General features: G+C 66.8%; 18 protein-coding genes. 9 read left to right on the top strand and 9 right to left on the bottom strand.

Translation table 11 applies throughout. From position 1 onward, the window contains the following. Positions 1–29 precede the first annotated feature (29 nt). Positions 30–953 carry a 4-hydroxybenzoate octaprenyltransferase gene (gene ubiA / locus F1654_RS13315; protein ID WP_150024051.1) on the top strand — a complete coding sequence of 308 codons (924 nt, stop codon included), beginning with the start codon at positions 30–32 and terminating at the stop codon, positions 951–953. 59 nt (positions 954–1,012) lie between these two features. Here ubiA and F1654_RS13310 read toward each other — a convergent pair whose 3' ends face one another. The 6 genes from F1654_RS13310 to F1654_RS13285 form a co-directional block, all read right to left on the bottom strand. After that, positions 1,013–2,692 carry a methyl-accepting chemotaxis protein gene (locus F1654_RS13310; protein ID WP_150024050.1) on the bottom strand — a complete coding sequence of 560 codons (1,680 nt, stop codon included), beginning with the start codon at positions 2,690–2,692 and terminating at the stop codon, positions 1,013–1,015. A 122-nt stretch (positions 2,693–2,814) separates the two neighbouring features. After that, positions 2,815–3,474, bottom strand: coding sequence for an ABC-type transport auxiliary lipoprotein family protein (locus tag F1654_RS13305; RefSeq protein ID WP_150024049.1), 660 nt, complete (start codon positions 3,472–3,474; stop codon positions 2,815–2,817). Next, positions 3,471–4,427, bottom strand: a complete 957-nt coding sequence (locus F1654_RS13300) for an MlaD family protein (protein WP_150024048.1) — start codon at positions 4,425–4,427, stop codon at positions 3,471–3,473. Before F1654_RS13300 ends, F1654_RS13305 begins: the two co-directional genes overlap by 4 nt. A 27-nt stretch (positions 4,428–4,454) precedes the next feature. Next, positions 4,455–5,234 carry an ABC transporter ATP-binding protein gene (locus F1654_RS13295; protein WP_150024047.1) on the bottom strand — a complete coding sequence of 260 codons (780 nt, stop codon included), beginning with the start codon at positions 5,232–5,234 and terminating at the stop codon, positions 4,455–4,457. Next, the gene (locus tag F1654_RS13290; RefSeq protein ID WP_150024046.1) at positions 5,231–6,382 is read right to left on the bottom strand and encodes an ABC transporter permease; all 1,152 of its coding nucleotides are present in this window, start codon (positions 6,380–6,382) and stop codon (positions 5,231–5,233) included. The genes F1654_RS13295 and F1654_RS13290 overlap by 4 nt, the downstream gene beginning before the upstream one ends. 60 nt (positions 6,383–6,442) lie before the next feature. Beyond that, positions 6,443–7,612 carry an MFS transporter gene (locus F1654_RS13285; RefSeq protein ID WP_150024045.1) on the bottom strand — a complete coding sequence of 390 codons (1,170 nt, stop codon included), beginning with the start codon at positions 7,610–7,612 and terminating at the stop codon, positions 6,443–6,445. Between the two features lie 129 nt (positions 7,613–7,741). On the opposite strand from F1654_RS13285, the gene F1654_RS13280 reads away from it, so the two are divergent. The 3 genes from F1654_RS13280 to F1654_RS13270 are packed head-to-tail and all read left to right on the top strand — an operon-like array spanning position 7,742 to position 10,841. Beyond that, positions 7,742–9,022: a glycosyltransferase family 4 protein gene (locus F1654_RS13280; RefSeq protein ID WP_150024044.1), complete on the top strand. Its 1,281-nt coding sequence runs from the start codon at positions 7,742–7,744 to the stop codon at positions 9,020–9,022. Beyond that, positions 9,019–9,741 (top strand): class I SAM-dependent methyltransferase, encoded by a 723-nt coding sequence (locus F1654_RS13275; protein ID WP_150024043.1) that lies wholly within the window; start codon positions 9,019–9,021, stop codon positions 9,739–9,741. Before F1654_RS13280 ends, F1654_RS13275 begins: the two co-directional genes overlap by 4 nt. Beyond that, entirely contained in the window at positions 9,738–10,841 is a 1,104-nt protein-coding gene (locus F1654_RS13270) for a hypothetical protein (RefSeq protein WP_150024042.1), read from the top strand. Before F1654_RS13275 ends, F1654_RS13270 begins: the two co-directional genes overlap by 4 nt. Here the strand turns inward: F1654_RS13270 and F1654_RS13265 are convergent. Both F1654_RS13265 and F1654_RS13260 read right to left on the bottom strand, forming a co-directional pair. Then, on the bottom strand, positions 10,810–11,442 hold the full coding sequence (locus F1654_RS13265; protein WP_150024041.1) for a class I SAM-dependent methyltransferase: 633 nt from the start codon (positions 11,440–11,442) through the stop codon (positions 10,810–10,812). The genes F1654_RS13270 and F1654_RS13265 overlap by 32 nt on opposite strands. Positions 11,443–11,447: 5 nt before the next feature. Next, on the bottom strand, positions 11,448–12,062 hold the full coding sequence (locus F1654_RS13260; protein ID WP_150024040.1) for a hypothetical protein: 615 nt from the start codon (positions 12,060–12,062) through the stop codon (positions 11,448–11,450). A 156-nt stretch (positions 12,063–12,218) separates the two neighbouring features. On the opposite strand from F1654_RS13260, the gene pip reads away from it, so the two are divergent. From pip to F1654_RS13240, 4 genes are all read left to right on the top strand, one after another. Further along, a complete protein-coding gene (pip, locus tag F1654_RS13255; RefSeq protein WP_150024039.1) occupies positions 12,219–13,190 on the top strand; it encodes a prolyl aminopeptidase in 972 nt (323 codons plus the stop codon). Between the two features lie 236 nt (positions 13,191–13,426). Next, entirely contained in the window at positions 13,427–14,656 is a 1,230-nt protein-coding gene (locus F1654_RS13250) for a thiamine pyrophosphate-dependent enzyme (protein ID WP_150024038.1), read from the top strand. A 3-nt stretch (positions 14,657–14,659) separates the two neighbouring features. Continuing rightward, the gene (locus tag F1654_RS13245) at positions 14,660–15,682 is read left to right on the top strand and encodes an alpha-ketoacid dehydrogenase subunit beta (RefSeq protein WP_199200585.1); all 1,023 of its coding nucleotides are present in this window, start codon (positions 14,660–14,662) and stop codon (positions 15,680–15,682) included. A 3-nt stretch (positions 15,683–15,685) separates the two neighbouring features. Continuing rightward, positions 15,686–17,053, top strand: a complete 1,368-nt coding sequence (locus F1654_RS13240; RefSeq protein WP_150024037.1) for a dihydrolipoamide acetyltransferase family protein — start codon at positions 15,686–15,688, stop codon at positions 17,051–17,053. Positions 17,054–17,071: 18 nt separating this feature from the next. Here F1654_RS13240 and F1654_RS13235 read toward each other — a convergent pair whose 3' ends face one another. Beyond that, the gene (locus tag F1654_RS13235) at positions 17,072–17,839 is read right to left on the bottom strand and encodes a Coq4 family protein (RefSeq protein ID WP_150024036.1); all 768 of its coding nucleotides are present in this window, start codon (positions 17,837–17,839) and stop codon (positions 17,072–17,074) included. Between the two features lie 272 nt (positions 17,840–18,111). Here F1654_RS13235 and bfr point away from each other — a divergent pair, with 272 nt between their 5' ends. Further along, on the top strand, positions 18,112–18,591 hold the full coding sequence (bfr, locus tag F1654_RS13230) for a bacterioferritin (RefSeq protein ID WP_150024035.1): 480 nt from the start codon (positions 18,112–18,114) through the stop codon (positions 18,589–18,591). The last annotated feature ends 24 nt before the right edge of the window (positions 18,592–18,615 follow it).

The raw sequence follows: 18,615 nt of genomic DNA, 5'->3' as shown, positions 1-18,615 counted from the left end.
GGCCCCGGGCGGCGCCATATCATCAAGTCATGACCCTCAGCCCAGACCGCCCCGTCCCTGATTCCCTGCCCAAGAGCTGGGTGGACCGCGCGCCGGAGTTCGCGCGGCCCTATCTGCGCCTGGCGCGCTATGACCGGCCTGTGGGCTTCTGGCTGCTGGCGATTCCGTGCTGGATGGGCCTGGCCGCAGCGCGGCTGGAGACCGGGCTCGGCTGGGATGATCTGCGCCTGGCGCTGCTGTTCGCCATCGGCGCGGTGGCCATGCGCGGGGCGGGCTGCACCTGGAATGACATGATCGACCGCGATCTGGACGCGCGCGTAGCGCGCACGGCGGACCGGCCGCTGGCGGCGGGCACGATCACCCTGCGCCAGGCGCAATACTTCCTCGCCGGCCAATTGCTGGTAGGGTTCATCGTGCTGGTCATGCTGCCCTGGCCAGCGATCTGGACGGCGCTGGCGGCGCTGGCGCTGGTGGCGGCCTATCCGTTCATGAAGCGCATCACCTGGTGGCCGCAGGCCTGGCTGGGGCTGACCTTTAACTGGGGGGTGCTGGTGGCGGGCGCGGCGGCGGATGCGGTGTTCAGCCCGGCCATCCTCTTCCTCTACGCCGCCGCCGTGATCTGGACGCTGGGCTATGACACCATCTATGCCTGCCAGGATCAGGAAGACGACGCGCTGGCGGGGGTGAAATCCTCGGCTCTGCGGCTGGGGAGCGCGGTCAAGCCCTTTGTTCTGACCTGCTATATCGCCTCGGCGGCGCTGGCGCTGGCGGCGGGTTTGGCCGGCGGGGCGGGGCTGGGGTTTGCGCTGGGCTTTGCGCTTTACGCCGCCCATCTCTTCCACATCGCTCAGAGCTTTGATCCGGGCAAGCCGGACGACTGCCTCGCCCGCTTCAAGATGAGCGTGCACACCGGGCTGTTGCTGACGGCGGCTTTCCTGCTGGGCGGGATATGAGTTGCGGCGCAGCCGGCCCGGGAGACAAGCCCGCCCGGCCCGGCTGCGTCAGACCTTGATCAGGCCGCCTTGATGCCCGCCACGAAGCGCGTCATCTCGTCCTTGAGCTGGCCGGCGCGGCCATTGAGCGTCTCGCAAGCCGACATCAGCTCGCCCGACGCCTCGGTATTGCCGTCAGAAATTTGCTTCAGGGTTTCAACCGCCACGGCGATCTGGCTTGACCCCGCAGCCGCCTCGGAAATGGAGTTGGCGATGTCGGTCGTGGCCGCGCCCTGCTGCTCCGCCGATGCGGCGACACCACCGGTCAACACGTTCAGATCGTTGATCCGTTTCACGATATCAGCGATGCGCTCCACAGTCTGATTGGTGGCGGCTTTCATGGCTGACATTTGCGCTTCGATTTCGCCAGTGGCTTGACCCGTCTGGGTTGCGAGCGCCTTGACCTCGTCGGCGACCACGGCGAAGCCCTTGCCCGCCTCGCCGGCGCGCGCCGCCTCGATGGTGGCGTTCAGGGCCAGAAGATTGGTCTGTTCGGCTATGCCCTGGATCAGTGTAACGATTTCGCCGACCTTGCCGGCGTTCTCGGCCAGCTTGCGCACATCAGCATCCGTGGCCTGGGCCTGGGAGACCGCCTCGCCGATCAGACCCGACGCATCGCTGATCTGACGCGAGATTTCCTGGATGGAGGCTGACAGCTCTTCAGACGCGCCCGCCACAGTCTGCACATTGGCCGAGGCCTCCTCTGAAGCCGCCGCAGCGGATGTGGATTCCTCATTGGAGCGGCTGGCGTTTGTGTTGACGATGCCCGCAGCATTATAGACCTGCGAGGCGGCCTGGAAGACATCCTCGATCAAATCACCCACTTCGGCCTCGAAGCGCTCAGCCATCTCGATGGTCGCCTTGCGCGCCGCTTCGCGCTGGCGCATTTCCGCCTGCGCCTGTTCAGCCTTGAGCGTCTCGGCCTCATGAAGGGCGCTGCGCAGCACACCCACCGTGCTCCACAACTGGCCGATCTCGTCGCGCGAGCGGGTTTCAGGCAACTCAACCGACAGATCACCGCCCGCCACCTGGCCCAGCACGTTCGTGACCTGTTTCAGGGGACGGCTGACCTGGAAGATGGCGATGTACAGACCGAACAGCAGGCCGCCCGCCACGCCGATAAACGCGATGATGGACAGTATGATGACGCGCGAGGAGTAATACCCGCTCAGCTCGGCTTCGATCGCCTCCAGGACTTCGCGGTTGCGGTTCACCAGCGCATCAATCTCTTCCTGATAGGCGCGCCGGTTGGTCCTGTTGGCCATGTTATTGCCCTGGATATTGGCCTGAGCGGGGTCGACCTGGGTCCCCAGACGGGCCGTTTCCTCCCGGAAGCTGCGAAACTCCGCGGTGCGTGTGCGCACAGCCTCGAACAGGTCACGCTGTTCTCCGCTTTCCGGAACCAGACGGCTCCAGCTCTCCAGCAGCGCATCAATCTCGTCCAGCCGCCGCAGCAAGCCTTGCGCGAAGGGCGCCGCCTCCTCGGTAGTGGTGGAGGCGTAGATGCCGCGTGATTCCATCACCACGCCGGTCACAAGCCGGTTGATGTGCGACCCGTAATAGGCCCGGTCAGAAGCTCTCTCATAAGCCGCTACCCGCTCGTTGTAGGCTTGCATGCTCTGAATGCCGAGCCCGGCCAGAATAATGGCCACCACACCGAGAACACCGATAACACAGAGAATCTTGACGCGAATGCTCATGACCGCCTCCCAAAGCGACTAGACAAAGCCAGCTTTGAAGGAATGCGGATAACAGGGTGTAAACCATGTTGCCTACGCCAAGCGCGTATCTGGCGCGCTTGGCTGAACTTCACGGCGGCAAGCTAGCGGCAGGCGCGCGCTTCAGGCTCGATGGCGCAGACCTCCCTCCCGGTCCAGCCCGCCAGCTCCCGCGCCGCGTCGTGGGAAGCGCGCGAGAAGGCGTCCACAATGGCGCTCTGACGATGGGCGCTGGCGCGCACCTCGCGGGTGATCACCCGGCGAGCGGCCATCGTGCGTTCACCCCGGTCGATCAGACGGGCGCGCACGGTCACGCGCACCAGTGGCGCGGCGTTCTCGCCCTGATCATAGACCGCTTCGAACCGGCGCAGCTCGGCGTCCAGCCGGTAACGCGCGCTGACCCCGTCCTCGGCGCGCACGGCTGAGAGTTGCGGAGCTTCTGAAAAGAAGGCGTCCTCCAGCACGCTCTGGAAGAGCACCGGCGCAGGCGCCGCCCAGCCCGCGCCGGCCATGTAGGCGATCGCGCCATTGCGTTCCAGCGCGATTTTGTCGGTGGCCAGCGCCCGGGGCGCGTCAATACGCTCCAGGCTGACCGGAATGGCCGCGCGGCGGGGCATGGCGTCGGCGTGAATTTCAGCCGACGCCAGCCGGTAAAGCGTGCGCGGCTGGGTCTCTGGCAGAAGCGAGATGCACCCGCTCAAGACAACAGCCCCCGCCAGCACGGCGGCGGCGCGCCCCAGGCGCTTGATTGTCAGGCCCCTCATCGCGGCACCTCCACTTCCTCACCGGACGTACGGGCAACGAACGCCGACGGATCTTCTTCCAAATCGAGCATGATGCGCTCCATGGCCGCCAGCGCCCCGCGCAGATCCCGGATCGCGGCGGTCAGCTGGCCAAGGCCTTCATCGGTGAACCGCTCCAGCCCGGGGCGCAGGGCGGACAGCATGGCGTAGGTTTCCTGGGAGGCCTTGTCGACCTCGATGGAGGCTGCCGAGACATCGGCCACCATGGGGCCGACCTCATCGGTCAGGAAGACCTCGGCGGTGCGGCCGAACCGCTCGATGCCCACCGCCGCTTCCGACACGTCGCGGGCGGCCTGGTCCAGACTGCGCGCCGCGATTCGCATCTCCGCAACCAGCCCGTCCTCTTCGGCCAGCTGGCCGGTCAGGGTCTCGATATGGCTCAATGTGCGCGACACCGAGGCGATATTGTCATCGGTCAGCAGCGCCGCGACCCGGGTGAAAGCCAGCTGGGAGCTTTCCAGCAAGGTCTCTCCGCCCGACAACAGCTCATCAAGCTGGGTCTGGCGCGCATAGATGCGCGGCGCCCGGTCGCCAAACCGGCTCTCCAGACGGGCCGCCTCCGCCGAGCCGCCGGAAATCTGGATCAGCGACAGCCCGGTCAGGCCCTGGGGTTCAAGCTGGGCGGTGGAATCCACCTTGACCGGCGTGGCCGCATCCACCCGGATGCGCGCGATCACCTGGGTGGTGTCCTCGGGATTGAGGCCCAGCTCCGTGACCTCGCCGACCTGAATGCCGTTGAACCGCACTTCCGAAGCCTCGCGCAGGCCGCGCACCGGGCCGTCAAAAATGACATCGAACTCACGATACTCCCGGTCAAACGCGATCTGGGACAGCCAGAGCGCAAAAAAGCCGCCCGCGATCGTCAGGAAAACGACAAAGAATCCGACCAGTGCGTGATGGGCTTTTGTTTCCATGGGTCCGTCCGCCTTCTTTGGCTTCTGTTACCGGCTGCCTGCGCCCTGGCGCAACGCAGCACGTCCGCGCGGCCCGCCAAAGTATTCCTGTATCCACACATGGGGATGGCGCGTGAGCTCATCCAGCGGCGCATTGGCGATCACCCGCTTCTCCGCGATCACGGCCACCCGGTCGCAAATCGCATGCAGGGTATCAAGATCGTGCGTGATCATCACTACCGTAAGCCCCAGCGTCTGTGACAATTCCCGGATCAGTGTGTCGAATTTGCCCGCTGCAATGGGATCAAGCCCCGCTGTGGGCTCGTCCAGGAACAATATGTCCGGGTCCAGCGCCAGCGCCCGGGCCAGCGCGGCGCGCTTGCGCATGCCGCCTGACAGCTCGGAGGGCAGCTTGCCCGCCGCCTCCGGCCCCAGACCGGCCAGGGCGATCTTGAGATCAGCCAGCTCGGCCATCAGGGCGTGACTGATTTCGAGATGCTCGCGCATTGGCGCCATGACGTTTTCGCGCACGCTCAGGGCCGAAAACAGCGCGCCGTACTGGAACAAAACGCCCCAGCGCCGCTCCAGCGCCGCGCGCTCGCTGTCTGTCAGGCGCGAGCGCAAGCGGCCATCGATGAATATCTCCCCCGCCGCCGGCTGCAGCAGGCCGATGATGGAATTGAGCAGGACCGACTTGCCCGATCCCGAACCGCCGACAATGCCCAGCACTTCGCCGCGGCGCACCTCCAGGTCCAGCCCGTCATGAACCACATGGGTCCCGAACTGGGTGCGCAGCCCGCGCACCTCGATGATCAGGTCCGCGCTCATATGCCCATCTCCAGATAGAGCATGGCGAACAGCGCATCGATCAGGATCACCGCAAAGATGGCCTGCACCACAGCAGTGGTCACGCTGGAGCCCAGGCTTTCAACGTCCCCGCCCACCTTCAGGCCGTGGCGGCAGCCGATGATCGCGATCACCAGACCGAAGACCGGCGCTTTCGAAAGGCCCACCCACAGATGATCAATCGGCACCGTATCCTGCAGACGCACGATGAAGAAGGTTGGCGAAATGCCCAGCGAGGCCCAGGCCACCAGCATGCCTCCGAAGATTCCGCTGAGCATGGCCGCCAAAGTCAAAAGCGGCGCCATGATGGCGCACGCGAACACGCGCGGCAGCACCAGCACCTCATAGGGATCGAGCCCCATCACCTTCATGGCGTCGACTTCCTGCTGCATCTTCATCGAGCCTATGGCGGCGGTGAAGGCCGAGGCCGAGCGTCCGGCCAGCAGGATGGCGGTGATCAGGACCGCAAACTCACGCAGCACGGCAATCCCCACCAGCTCCACGGTGAACACCGAAAAGCCGATGAAATCGAGCAGGTTGGCGCCCATATAAGCGACCACCGCGCCGATGAAGAAGGACAGAACCGCAATGATGGGCAGGGCGTTCACGCCTACGGTCTCCATCAGATAGACCATGGAGGTCACCCGCCAGCGCGCTGGCCGCAAGGCTACAGCCGCGCCAGTGGTCGTGGTGCGCCCGAGAAAGGCGAAGCTGTCATAGGTCTCGCGCCATATGCTGTCAGCGGCGCGCCCGATGCGCGCCATAACCCCCGCCAGCGAGCGGTCGATATCAGGCTCCGGCCCGCCATCGATCTGGCGCGCGCGCATCTCCGTGATCAGACGTTCGGCGGTGGGATGTTCGCCGGCAAACTTGATGGCGGCGTCCGCCGCGCCGGCATGTTTGAGCGGCCGGCCCAGAAGATAAGCGCCCGCCGTATCGATTCGTCCGATTCCGGACACATCAATAGTCAGGACGCTGAACCCGCTTTCGCGCTCCAATTGGTGAAGGGACGGCTCCAGGCGCGCAATCGTATCCACAAGCCAGTCTCCGCGCGGCTCGAGGACAAGCTGCGCGCCGTCCCGGCGCATAGACAGGCTGGCTCTGTCGGGATGTAGCGTGTCGGCGTTCATGTCCCCGTCATGCGCCCTTTCGCGAGGCTTTAGCGAGACTTGTCTCCGGTTGCGGCGTCATTATGGCCTGTTTCTGGCCCGGTGCGCGAGAGCCAGCGCACAGATCATGCCTGCAAGCGAAGGGATGGCCATCACCGCAAACCCGCCTGCGCCGAACGCTTCATAGGCATATCCCGATATAAGGCTCGCTGCAGCCAGCACCAAGCCGCCCGCCAGGGCGGAGTTAACGGCCTGGGTGGTAGCGGCGAACCGCTCGGGCACATGCTCGGCGGCATAGCGCAGAAAGCCCAAATAGCTCGCTCCGAAAGTCAGGGCATGCAGGCCCTGAAGGGCGAACAGCGCCGGCAAGGGCGGCGCAGCGGCCAGCGCGATCCAGCGCACGACCGCCGCCGCGCCCGCAATAGCGATCAGAAGAGCGGGATTGAGCCGGGCGAGATAGCGCGCCGACAGGGCGAAAAACACGATCTCGGCGGCCACGCCCGTGGCCCACAGGGCGCCGATCCAGACCGGAGCGATGCCCTGGGTCTTCCAGGCCACGGCGGAGAATATGTAATAAAAACCGTGGGCGCCCTGGATCAACGCCGAAGCGGCAAACGCCAGCGGCATGCCGCCGGCCAGCAGCGCGGCCATGAGCCCGGCGCGCGGAGCGCCAGGCGGCGGCGCGGGGGCGCGGCGGCCCTCGGGCAACCAGAATGAGGCGATCAGCGCCAGCCCCGCTCCGGTCAGCGTCCAGTACAGCGCCGCCTCTCCACCGATCAGGGAGATCAGCGCGCCGCAGCCCATATTGCCCAGGATAAACGCCGCCGAGCCAATGGCGCGCGGCGGCCCGAAGGCGAAGCGCCGGCGGCGCGATTCGCTCATGGCGAACGCATCAACAATCGGGTTGATGCCGGTAAAGGCCCCGCCCGCCAGACCCGCCAGCGCGATGATGAGCCAGGGCTCATGGGCGGGAATATGGGCCAGGAAAATGAGCACGGACCCCAGGGTGAAGCCGGAGACCGCATGGCGGCGCCTGGCGGCCCGGTCGGCGAAATAGGCGCCCAGCGGCGCCGCCAGCACCCGCCCCGCCATGGCTGCTGCGCCCGCCGCCCCGATCAGTTCAGGGCTCAGGCCCCTGGCCTCGAACCAGACCGGCATATAGGGCAGATAGGCGCCGAACCCGATATAGAACGCGGCGTAAAACAACGCGAAGCGCGCCGGGCGCGGGATCGGATCGAGGCGCAGGACCATGGGGCAGGCTCTAGCGCGCCGGAGCGGTTAGTGAAAGCCGCGAGGAGGTTTTGCGGCGCTGAAAATCAGCCCCGGTGAACAGCGTTTGCTCTTGGCGGCGGGGCGCGCCCGCTATAGCGTCCCGCGCCGATGAAAGACGCCCTCGCCCCTTCTCCGCGCCGGCCTTCGCCATTGCGGGTTCTGGTCACCAGCTATCGCTCCCACCCTCATGTCGGCGGGCAAGGTGTGTATGTGCGCGAGCTGGCCCGCGCCCTGATGGGCGAGGGCTGCCAGGTGAGCGTGGCCTCCGGCGCGCCTTACCCTGAGCTGGATGAGGGCGTGACGCTGGAAAAACTGCCCTCCCTGGACCTGTTCAGCACGTCCAACGCCTTCATGGCGCTGCGGTTCAGGCATCTCACCTCACGCGCCGACCGCCATGAATGGGCCGCTCACAATACCGGCGCGTTCGGGGAGATGACCGCCTTCGCCCTGCGGCTGGAGGCGTTTCTGGCCGCGCATCCGGGCCGGTATGACGTGATCCATGACAACCAGACCCTGGCCCTGCCCATGGCGCGCATCGCCAGGCGCACGCCCCTGATCACCACCCTTCATCACCCCATCGCCATCGACCGCGATTTCGCAGTGGCGGGCGCAGCCACGCGCATGGGGCGCATCCTCACCCGCCGCTGGCATTCCTTTGTCGAGGTGCAGGCGCGCGCAGCCCGCAGGCTGGAGCATTTCCTGTGCGTTTCAGAAGCGTCGCGCCAAGCTTATCACGCGCGCTGCGGCGTGGACCCGGCCAAGGTGTGTGTGGCCCATAACGGTATTGATCATGCCGTCTATTACCCCGACCCGTCCATCGCGCGTGACGAGGACCGGCTGGTGGCGCTGGCGTCCGCTGACGTGCCCATCAAGGGCCTCGACGTGCTCATTGACGCGCTTCATGCGCTGAAAAGCCGGGACCGCCAGATACGGCTAACCGTCATTGGCCAGCTGCGCGAGGGTCAGGCCAAGCGCGCCCTGGAGCGCGCCGGGCTGATGGCGCAAGTGGAGTTCGTCTCCGGCCTGACGCGCGAGGCCATCGCCGAGCTTTACCGGCGCTGCACGATCTTCGTCTCCGCCTCGCGCTTTGAAGGCTTCGGCTTTCCCGCCGCCGAGGCCATGGCCTGCGGCGCGCCGGTGATCGTGTCCGATGGCGGCGCCCTGCCCGAGGTGGCGGGCAAGGCCGGGATCGTGACGCCCGCGGGCGACAGCGCGGCGCTGGCCGAGGCGATCGCCGGCCTGATGGACGATCCCGAACGCCGCGCCCGGGTTGGCAAAGCCTGCGCCCAGCGCGCGCGCACGGCCTTCCGCTGGGAGGATCACGCCCGGGCCGCCATCGCGCTTTATGACGAGATCCTGGCCGCGCGCGAAGGCGCACCCCTGTCATGATGGTGACCGTGCGCCTGGATGCGCTGGACCTGAAAGACGGTCAGCGCGTGCTTGATCTCGGCTGCGGGCGGGGCCGGCATTCCCATGCGCTCTACTGGCATGACAAGGCGCTGGACGTGGTCATGCTGGATTTGTCGCTGGACGACCTGAAGGGCGCCGTCGACGGCTTCTTCGAACTGCCCCCGCCGCCGCAACATCCGCCGCGCAGTGCAGTGTGGTGCGTGGGCGATGCGGCGCGCCTGCCCTGGCCGGACGCCAGCTTTGACGTGGTGATCTGTTCTGAGGTGCTTGAGCATCTGCCCGATGTGGACGGAGCGCTGGCTGAAATCACCCGCATCCTCAAACCCGGCGGGCGCTTCGCCCTGTCGGTGCCGCGCTACTGGCCCGAGGCGATCTGCTGGCGCCTCTCGGACGATTACAGCAACACGCCCGGCGGCCATGTGCGCATTTTCCGCCCCCGGGCGCTGCGCCGTCAGGTGGAGGCGCGCGGCATGTCACGCTTCGCCGCCCACCACGCCCACGCCCTGCACAGCCCCTATTGGTGGCTGCGCTGCGCCAAATGGGCGCGCCAGGAGGAGAGCCGCACGGTGGCGCTCTACAAGCGCTTCCTGGAATGGGATCTGATGAAGCGCCCGCGCCTGACGCGCTGGCTGGAAGCCGCGCTCAACCCGCTCATGGGCAAATCGGTGGCCATGTATTTCACGAAAGGCGCCCCATGAGCCCGCGCGCGCTTCATCCGGGCGTTGATGTCGCCGCCTGCGCCGACCGGATCGAGGCGCTGCAGCGCCGTGACGGGACGATTCCCTGGGTCGAGGCCGGGGTGTGGGACCCGTGGAATCATGGCGAGAGCGCCATGGCGCTGGCGGTGGCCGGGCGCGCCGAAGCTGCAGCTCGGGCGCTGGATGCGCTGGCGGACCGTCAGGAATCTGATGGCGGCTGGACCGGTGAGCTGGGCGCGGGCGTGCCCATGGATGAAAGCGGCGAGCGCATCGCCCCGCCCGCCATTCCCGTCACCGCGCGCGACACCAATTTCACGGGATATGCCGCCGTCACCGTGCTGCGCTGCGCGCTGGCGCTGGACGAGCCGCGCCTGATCGCGCGCCACGCGCCCATGGTGACCCGCGCCCTGGACTGGGTCGCGGCGCGCCAGACCGAATTTGGCGATATCGTCTGGCGCGATCCAGATCCCGGCCAGCCGCTGGAGGAGATCGACTCGCTGCGCGCGGGCAACGCGTCGCTGTTCAAGAGCTTCGAGGCGGGCCTGCGCATTGCCGACGCGCTGGGCCAGCGAAAGGCCGGCTGGGCGCGTGCGCGCCAGGCTGTAGCCCACGCCTTCAACCATGCGCCCGAGCGCTTCGACCGGCTGGGCGAGGACCGCACGCGCTATGCCATGGACTGGTACTATCCCGTCCTCACCGGCGCGATCCGCGGCGAGGCGGCGCGCCAGCGCCTGGAGGCGGGATGGAACCGCTTCGTGGTCGCCGATCTGGGCTGCCGGTGCGTGGCCGAAGAACCCTGGATCACAGCGGCTGAAACCGCCGAGCTCGCCATGGCCTGTCTCGGCGTTGGCTGGCGCGAGCGGGCGCTGGCCCTGATCAGCGATCTCGCCCCGCTGGCGCGCGGGCAAGGCGGCTACTGGATGGGCTGGCAGTTTGATCTGGGGATGATCTGGCCCAAGGAGCGCCCGGGTTGGACCTCGGCGGCTGTGGTGCTGGCCGCTGACGCGCTGTTTGCGCTGGCGCCCGGCCATGAACTGATGGTCAGTCACGCCCGGCCCGACGCCTGGCTCAAACCCGGCGCAGAAACTCGAGCGTATTGACCCGGCCCGCCGGCTCGAACAGCCCCGAGGCTGCGGCCAGCTTCCAGATTTCATAGGGCGGGCGCCCGCCATCCTTGGGGTCGGGAAACACGTCGTGAATGGCCAGCAAGCCGCCGCGCGCCACATGGCCCGCCCAGGCGCGATAGTCGGCCAGCGCGGTGTCCATGGCGTGGCCGCCATCGATGAACACAAAGGCCAGCGGTCCGGACCAGGCTGCGCCCACCGCCGCTGACGGCCCCACCACCGGAACCACAAAGCGCTCCAGATCGGCCAGCGCCAGCGTGCGCCGCAAGGCCGGCAGCGTCTCCACCCGGCCGAGCTCGGCGTCATAAAGCTCCGGGTCATGATAGCCCTCGCCGGGCTGGTGCTCTTCCGAGCCGCGATGGTGATCGACGGCAAATAAAAGCCGCCCCGCCTGACGCGCCGCGCGTCCGAGATAGACGCTGGAGCGCCCACACCAGGAGCCGATCTCCACCATCGCGCCCGGCGCAGATGCCGCCGCCTCCAGCGCGCGCGCGGCCAGCGCCTCGCCTTCATCGCGGGCCAGAAAGCCCTTCACGTCTTGCGGATCAAGGCGGTCGCCGGGGATGGAGAGCGGCATGGAGGTCAGCTGACCGCGCCGGTGCGCAGCGCCCAGCGCCGCTCGGCCAGTGCATCGGCGGCCAACGCCAGATCATGCTCGGCCTTGTCCAGATCGGTCAGCGCGCGCATCAGGGTTTCGCTGTCAGAGCCTGCCTCGCCCGCGGCCGCCGCGAAGAACCGGCCGGACCGGCGCACGGCCGTCAGCGCGCCTTCGACCGCCGCCAGATCGGCGGCGAGATAGTCCGGCCCCGCCCCCCTCTGACCCGCCGCGTCCAGCGCCAGGCGCACGGTCTGACGCGTCAGGTCGGCGACACGCCGCGCATCTTCGGTCATCTGCTCGCTGACCGGATCCTGCGCGGCGTCCAGATAGCGCGCCAGCGAGGTCTCACCGGGAGCCGATCCGCGAATGAGCCGGGCCATGAGCGGCGTGCCGCCATTGAGCACCCAGCCCTCGGTCTCGATCAGAGTCCGCAATTCGATCGCACTATGGCGCACCTCGGAGGCGCGCGTGACGCTTGCGCCATTGTTCAGGCCCGCCGACATGTCCATGGGCGCGCCTGCGCAGGCGGCCAGCATCAGCGCGCCAGCCATAGCGGAGGCGCTCACAATGGCGCGCAATGCCCTGTCAGGACGGATCATGTTCCCTCGATCATGCCGTGCGGCCCAGCCCCCACTGACGCCGCTTTCTTATCGCTATAAAAACGCATACTGTCCCGGTTAACAAAACGAAAAATCACACCTCGCACGGCGCCCCCGGGGACGGCGCTCAAGCAGGTGGGGGGACGGGCCGGCGCCATGGACACGCATCGCAACACCAGACGCTTGGGGCTTTATGCGCCCCTGGACCCCTATCGCACCGGCATGCTGGACGTGGGCGAGGGCCATAGGCTGTATTTCGAAGAGTGCGGACGCGCTGACGGTCTGCCGGTGGTGGCGCTCCATGGCGGCCCGGGCGGCGGCGCGGCGCCGGCCATGCGCCGCTTCTTTGATCCGCGCATCTACCGCATCATCATTTTCGACCAGCGCGGCTGCGGGCGCTCCACCCCCCATGGCGAGGTGCGCGCAAATGACACGCCGCGGCTGGTGGCCGATATCGAGGCCCTGCGCGCCCATCTGGGCGTGGACCAGTGGATCGTGTTCGGCGGTTCCTGGGGCGCCACGCTGGCGCTGGCCTATGCGCGCGCCTGCCGCGAGCAGGTGATCGCCATGGCCCTGCGCGGCGTGTTCGCCTGCACCCGCGAGGAGATCGACTGGTTCTACCGCGATGGCGCCAACCGCCTCTTCCCCGATGTCTGGGACCGGTTCACAGGTCGGCTCTCGGCGACCGAATGCGAGGACGTGCTAGGCGCCTATCACCGCCGGGTGATGGTGGAGGATGTTCATGAGCGCCGGTCGGACGTTGTGGAATGGGCGCGCTGGGAAAGCGCGCTGATCAGCCTGCAGGGCGACCCCGCGGCGGCCGCCCCTGAACCGCGCCGGGCCGACGCGCTGGCGCGCATGGAGACCCACTACTTCATAAATGGCGGCTTCCTGGAGCGCGACGGCGTGCTGCTGGAAGACACCGCCCATCTCGCAGATCTGCCCGGCGTCATCGTCCAGGGCCGCTATGACATGGTCACCCCGGCGCGAACCGCCTGGCGATTGTCTAAAGCCTGGCCCGCCGCCCGCCTCGACCTCATACCCGACGCCGGCCACGCCGCAGGCGAACCGGGCATTGTCGACGCCCTGGTGCGCGCCATGGACGGCTTCGCGCGCCGCTTTGCGTAAGGGATGGAGGCCCAGCGCCCGTCCACATGAACGGCGGATGCGCCAATCCTCTCTCCGGTCCTTCGGACGACCTCTCCCGCGGGCGGCAGAGGACACAGGCGCCGCCTGCCCCAGCCACCCCTTCGCAGATGCAGCATGCTGTTCGCACCCGCCCGCGCAGTTGCCAAAAGCGCCCCGTCCGGCTACCTCGCCCGCGCAAACGCCTTGCGGGGCAAGAAGAAACGTACGGACAAAACATGTCGGACGCCCAGTCTCGCTTTCACGTGCCCACTCCGCCCTTCCGGCCCGGGGATGCGCCGGACTTCAGCTATCTCAACCTGCCCAAGGCGGGTACGGCCAAGCGCCCCGACGCGCTGGCCTCCTGGCGCGAGACATCGGATCTGGCGGTGGGCCTGGTGGGCGTGCTGGACCATAACCACCAGGCGGTGGGCGACTGGGACCCCAGGCTCAGCCCTGAAATCCTGCGCGAGGGGCTCTCGCACATGGTGCTGACGCGCATCTATGACGAGCGCATGCTCAAGCTGCAGCGCCAGGGCAAGATGAGCTTCTATATGAAGTCCACTGGCGAGGAGGCCGTCTCCGTGGCCGGCGCCATGGCCATGCGCCCCACCGACATGGCCTTTCCCAGCTACCGCCAGCAGGGGCTGTTGTTCGCGCGCGGGCGCGACATCGTGGACATGATGTGCCACTGCATCTCCAACAGCCGCGACAATCTCAAAGGCCGCCAGCTGCCGGTGCACTACGCCTGGGCAGAGGGCCATGTGTTCACCATTTCGGGCAATCTGGGCACCCAGTTCCCGCAAGCGGTAGGTTACGCCATGGCCTGCGCCTACAAGGGCGAGGACCGCATCGCGGCCAGCTGGATCGGCGACGGCACCACCGCCGAGGGCGATTTCCACGGCGCGCTGACGCTGGCCTCCACCTATCGCGCCCCGGTGATCCTCAACGTGGTCAATAACCAGTGGGCCATTTCCAGCCACCAGAATATCGCCCTGGGCGATGCGCCGACCTTCGCCGCCAAGGGGCTGGGCTACGGGGTCGCTTCGCTGCGCGTGGACGGCAATGACTTCCTGGCGATCTACGCCGCGACCCAGTGGGCCGCCGAACGGGCGCGCAAGGGCGGCGGGGCGACGCTGATCGAGCTGTTCACCTATCGCGCCGACGCCCACTCCACCTCGGACGATCCATCCAAATACCGGCCAAAGGGCGAGTTTGACAGCTGGCCGCTGGGCGATCCCATCGAGCGGCTCAAACAGCACCTGATCGGCAAGGGCGAGTGGGACGAGGCCCGCCACGAAAAGCTGGAAGAGACCATGACCGCGCTGGTGGTCAAATCCTACAAGGAAGCCGAAAGCCACGGCACGCTGCATGACGGCCCGCTGGCGCCCACTGAAAGCATTTTCGAGGACGTGTATGCGCGTCCCGACTGGCGGCTGCGCCGCCAGCGCCAGGATCTGGGGATCTGAGCCATGCCCGCGATGAACATCATTCAGGCGCTCAACTCGGCCATGGACGTGCTGCTGGACGCTGATCCGGACGTGGTCATCTTCGGCGAGGACGCGGGCTATTTCGGCGGCGTGTTCAAGGCCACTGACGGCCTGCAGGCGAAATACGGCCTGGACCGGGTGTTTGACGCGCCCATCAACGAGGCCGCCATCGCCGCCATCGCCGCCATGGCGGTGGGCATGGCCGCGCGCGGGCTCAAGCCTATCGCGGAGATCCAGTTCGCCGACTATATCTTCCCGGCCATTGACCAGATCGTCTCGGAGATGAGCCGCATCCGCTATCGCTCGGCGGGCCAGTTCACCTCCGGCTGCGTGGTGCGCAGCCCGTGGGGCGGGGGCATCCGGGGCGGCCAGACCCATTCCATGAGCCCGGAAGCCTTCTTCACCCATGTGCCCGGCCTGCAGGTGGTGGTCCCGTCCAACCCGTATGACGCCAAGGGCCTGCTGATCGCGTCCATCGAGTCGGGCGATCCGGTGATCTTTTTTGAGCCCAAGCGCATCTATAACGGCCCGTTTGACGGCGTGCCCGACAAGCCGCTGTCCTCCTGGGCGCGCCATCCCAAGGGCGAAGTACCCGAGGAGCGCTACACCGTAGAGCTGGGCAAGGCCGAGATCGTGCGCCCGGGCGAGGCCTGCACGGTGATCGCCTATGGCACGCTGGTGCATGTGGCCGAGGCCGCCGCCGAGCATGCCGGCATCGACGCCGAGATTATCGATCTCAAGACGCTCGTCCCTTACGATATCGAGACCATCGCCGCCTCGGTGAATAAGACCGGCCGGGTGGTGGTCGCCCAGGAAGCGCCGCGCACATCAGGCTTCGCCGCCGAGCTCGCCGCCCAGATCCAGGAAGAGTGCTTCTACGCGCTCGAGGCGCCGGTCTTCCGCCTTACGGGGTGGGATACGCCCTATCCCCACGCCCATGAATGGGCCTATTTCCCCACCCGCGACCGCTTCATCCGCGCGCTCAAGACCGTCACGGAGGCCTGAGCCATGGCCGAATACAAATACAAGATGCCCGATGTCGGCGAGGGCGTGGTCGAGGCCGAGATCGTAGAGTGGCACGTCAAGCCTGGCGACAAGGTGGTCGAGGACCAGCACATCCTGGATGTGATGACCGACAAGGCGACGGTGGAAATCCCCTGCGCAGTCAATGGTGTGGTTAAGACCACTGTGGGCGAGCCCGGCGAGATTATCGCAGTGGGCACGGTGATCCTGGTGATCGAGATCGACGGCACCCCGCCCACCGAAGAGACGGAAGCGGAACCGGCGAAAGACGGGGCGAAGGCGGAATCTTCTCCTCCCCCGCCTGCGGGGGAGGTGGATGGCGCGAAGCGCCAGACGGAGGGGGGAAACGCCCTTGCCGAAAAGCCCGCTGAGCCCAAACCCTCTACGCCCGCCCCCTCCGCTGCCTCCGCCAGCACCTCCCCCGCAGGCGGGGGAGGACAGAGCGCCGCGACGTCACGCCCCTCCGGCGAACGCCCGCTCGCCAGCCCCGCCGTGCGTCAGCGCGCGCTGGAGGCTGATATTGATCTGGCCGCCGTGCCGGGCACGGGGCCGGCCGGGCGCATTACACACGAAGATCTTGATGACTTCATCGCCTCAGGCGGACGCCTGGCCTCGAAGGCGGGCGGGTCCGGGACCCTGCGCGCGCCGCGTACCGGCTTAGAGACCATCAAGGTGATCGGCCTGCGCCGCAAGATCGCCGAGAACATGGCGCTGGCCAAGCGCACCATCCCCCACATCGCCTATGTGGAGGAGATTGATCTGACCGCGCTGGAAGAGCTGCGCGCCCATCTCAACGCCAGCCGCACCGAAGGCCGCGAGAAGCTGACCCTCATTCCCTTCCTGGTCGCCGCGCTGGTGCGCGCCCTGCCCGGCGTGCCCCAGGCCAACGCCCATTACGACACCGAGAACGCGGTGCTGACCCAGTATGAGGGCGTCCATTGCGGCATTGCGGCGGCCACGCCCAAGGGCCTGATGGTGCCGGTGATCCGCCACGCCGAGGCGCTCGACGTCTGGCAGATCGCCGCCGAGGTCAAACGTCTGGCCGAAGCCGCGCGCACCGGCAAGGCCACCAAGGAGGAGCTCACCGGCTCCACCATCACCATCACCTCGCTGGGCGCCATGGGCGGCATCGTCACCACCCCGGTGATCAACCATCCCGAGACGGCCATCATCGGCGTCAACAAGCTGCAGACCCTCCCGCGCTACGACGCAGAGGGCCGGGTATCCCCGCGCAAGATCATGAACCTCTCCTCCAGCTTCGACCACCGCATCGTCGACGGCTACGACGCCGCCCGCCTGATCCAGGCGGTCAAGGGCTATCTGGAGCACCCGGCGACGCTGTTTATGGAGTGAGGAAACGCGCTGGCCTGCCTACGCCTTGACCGTCAGAGGCGCCGGGCCCTGCCAGGTGTCGAGCGTGTTGCGGTAGAGCGGGTCGGGCCTCAGACGCAGCGCCTGGCGCGCCTCGTCCAGTTTGAGCGGGAACAAGGCCGTCAGATCCGTGACCGGCATGGGCGCGGCGGTGCGCGCCATGGACGCCGCGTTACGCATCATGCGCCCCACCGGCCAGCGCGGGATTTCCGAGCGGATTTTCAGACCGCCCATGGCGCCCAGAAGGCGCGAGCCGCGCGAGCCGGACTGCACGCCGGTGAATACCAGCAACAGAGCCTCGCCCAGCGCGTCGCGGCCATAGCCCGTGAGCACGTGATAGAGATCGTGAGTCAGGCTCATGGCCCAGGTGTAGGCGCTGAATTGAGGGAAATCGCGGTCAAGCAGCGCGTAATGCTCAGGGTTGTTGGCCACCGCCGCCTCATAGACGCCCAGCGGGAACAGGCCCTCACTGTCGAGATAATGCAGATAGGCCGAGGCGAACGTGCCCGGCCCGTAGCTCTCCAGGCGCGCCCGGTCCATCAGCTGGTCCGCCAGCCACTGACGGTCGGCGATGACGCGCTGGCCCAGCTCGCTGGCGCAGAAGCGCCGGAAACCCGCCTCGCCCGTTCGCCCCTGCGTGGCGGCGAAGAAGCGAAACACATGGCGCGTGTCTTCCTTGTTGCGGATCAGATCGCCGAACGCGGCCAGCGCCTCCAGGGGGCGCACAGGCTGACTGGGAAAGGGAATGTCATCGATAACGGCGGACATGACGCAGCCCCGGCTGGTGGATGATCGTTGGTGAAGCCTAACCCGGTCCGCGCAAAAAGTGAACAGCGTTCACATACTTTTTGGCGATCACTGCGGCGGCCACGGCAGGCCGGTTCAAAATCCGCTCCCAACGCACTTGTGCAAACGCGTCTCAATATAGCGGCGCAAATGCTTCTCAGTGACTTAAATAATTATCTTTCAATGACTTGGAAGCTTATGAATCGGTGATATATTGCCAACCAACATCCCCATACCCAGACGGAGCCGGAATCATGAAGGGCGATCCCAAAGTCATCGAGCATCTCAACAAGGCGCTCAAGCTGGAGCTGACCACGGTCAACCAGTATTTCCTGCATGCGCGCATGCTCAAGGACTGGGGCTTTCACCGTCTGGCCAAGAAGGAATACGAGGAATCCATCGACGAGATGAAGCACGCCGACGCGCTGATCGAGCGCATCCTGTTCCTGGAAGGCCTGCCCAATGTGCAGGATCTGGGCAAGGTGCTGATCGGGGAGAGCGTGAAGGAAATCCTCGAATGCGATCTGGAAGCCGAACGCCGCGCCCATCCGATCTACAAAGAGGCCGTCGCCTATTGTGAGAGCTCGGGCGACTATGTCTCACGCCAGCTGTTCGACGAGATCCTGAAGTCGGAGGAAGAGCATATCGACTTCCTCGAAACCCAGCTGGGCCTGATCGAACGGGTTGGCGAAGAGCGTTACATGCAGTCCCAGATGGGCGGTCACGAAGACTAGAGACGCCTTATGGGCGGAGGCGGG

Source organism: Alkalicaulis satelles (genome assembly GCF_008630495.1).
GTDB lineage: Bacteria > Pseudomonadota > Alphaproteobacteria > Caulobacterales > Maricaulaceae > Oceanicaulis > Oceanicaulis satelles.
The sequence above is the reverse complement of the archived record's forward strand: the minus strand, read 5'-3'. Positions and strand labels throughout refer to the sequence as shown.

What these genes read in the sequence shown, in the direction of transcription:
- F1654_RS13250 (WP_150024038.1), top strand. Translation starts at nt 13,427, where the DNA reads ATGTCGGACGCCCAGTCTCGCTTTCACGTGCCCACTCCGCCCTTCCGG.
- F1654_RS13290 (WP_150024046.1), bottom strand. Translation starts at nt 6,382, where the DNA reads ATGAACGCCGACACGCTACATCCCGACAGAGCCAGCCTGTCTATGCGC.
- F1654_RS13300 (WP_150024048.1), bottom strand. Translation starts at nt 4,427, where the DNA reads ATGGAAACAAAAGCCCATCACGCACTGGTCGGATTCTTTGTCGTTTTC.
- F1654_RS13260 (WP_150024040.1), bottom strand. Translation starts at nt 12,062, where the DNA reads ATGATCCGTCCTGACAGGGCATTGCGCGCCATTGTGAGCGCCTCCGCT.
- bfr (WP_150024035.1), top strand. Translation starts at nt 18,112, where the DNA reads ATGAAGGGCGATCCCAAAGTCATCGAGCATCTCAACAAGGCGCTCAAG.
- F1654_RS13275 (WP_150024043.1), top strand. Translation starts at nt 9,019, where the DNA reads ATGATGGTGACCGTGCGCCTGGATGCGCTGGACCTGAAAGACGGTCAG.
- F1654_RS13240 (WP_150024037.1), top strand. Translation starts at nt 15,686, where the DNA reads ATGGCCGAATACAAATACAAGATGCCCGATGTCGGCGAGGGCGTGGTC.
- ubiA (WP_150024051.1), top strand. Translation starts at nt 30, where the DNA reads ATGACCCTCAGCCCAGACCGCCCCGTCCCTGATTCCCTGCCCAAGAGC.
- F1654_RS13310 (WP_150024050.1), bottom strand. Translation starts at nt 2,692, where the DNA reads ATGAGCATTCGCGTCAAGATTCTCTGTGTTATCGGTGTTCTCGGTGTG.
- F1654_RS13295 (WP_150024047.1), bottom strand. Translation starts at nt 5,234, where the DNA reads ATGAGCGCGGACCTGATCATCGAGGTGCGCGGGCTGCGCACCCAGTTC.
- F1654_RS13265 (WP_150024041.1), bottom strand. Translation starts at nt 11,442, where the DNA reads ATGCCGCTCTCCATCCCCGGCGACCGCCTTGATCCGCAAGACGTGAAG.
- pip (WP_150024039.1), top strand. Translation starts at nt 12,219, where the DNA reads ATGGACACGCATCGCAACACCAGACGCTTGGGGCTTTATGCGCCCCTG.
- F1654_RS13285 (WP_150024045.1), bottom strand. Translation starts at nt 7,612, where the DNA reads ATGGTCCTGCGCCTCGATCCGATCCCGCGCCCGGCGCGCTTCGCGTTG.
- F1654_RS13245 (WP_199200585.1), top strand. Translation starts at nt 14,660, where the DNA reads ATGCCCGCGATGAACATCATTCAGGCGCTCAACTCGGCCATGGACGTG.
- F1654_RS13305 (WP_150024049.1), bottom strand. Translation starts at nt 3,474, where the DNA reads ATGAGGGGCCTGACAATCAAGCGCCTGGGGCGCGCCGCCGCCGTGCTG.
- F1654_RS13280 (WP_150024044.1), top strand. Translation starts at nt 7,742, where the DNA reads ATGAAAGACGCCCTCGCCCCTTCTCCGCGCCGGCCTTCGCCATTGCGG.
- F1654_RS13270 (WP_150024042.1), top strand. Translation starts at nt 9,738, where the DNA reads ATGAGCCCGCGCGCGCTTCATCCGGGCGTTGATGTCGCCGCCTGCGCC.
- F1654_RS13235 (WP_150024036.1), bottom strand. Translation starts at nt 17,839, where the DNA reads ATGTCCGCCGTTATCGATGACATTCCCTTTCCCAGTCAGCCTGTGCGC.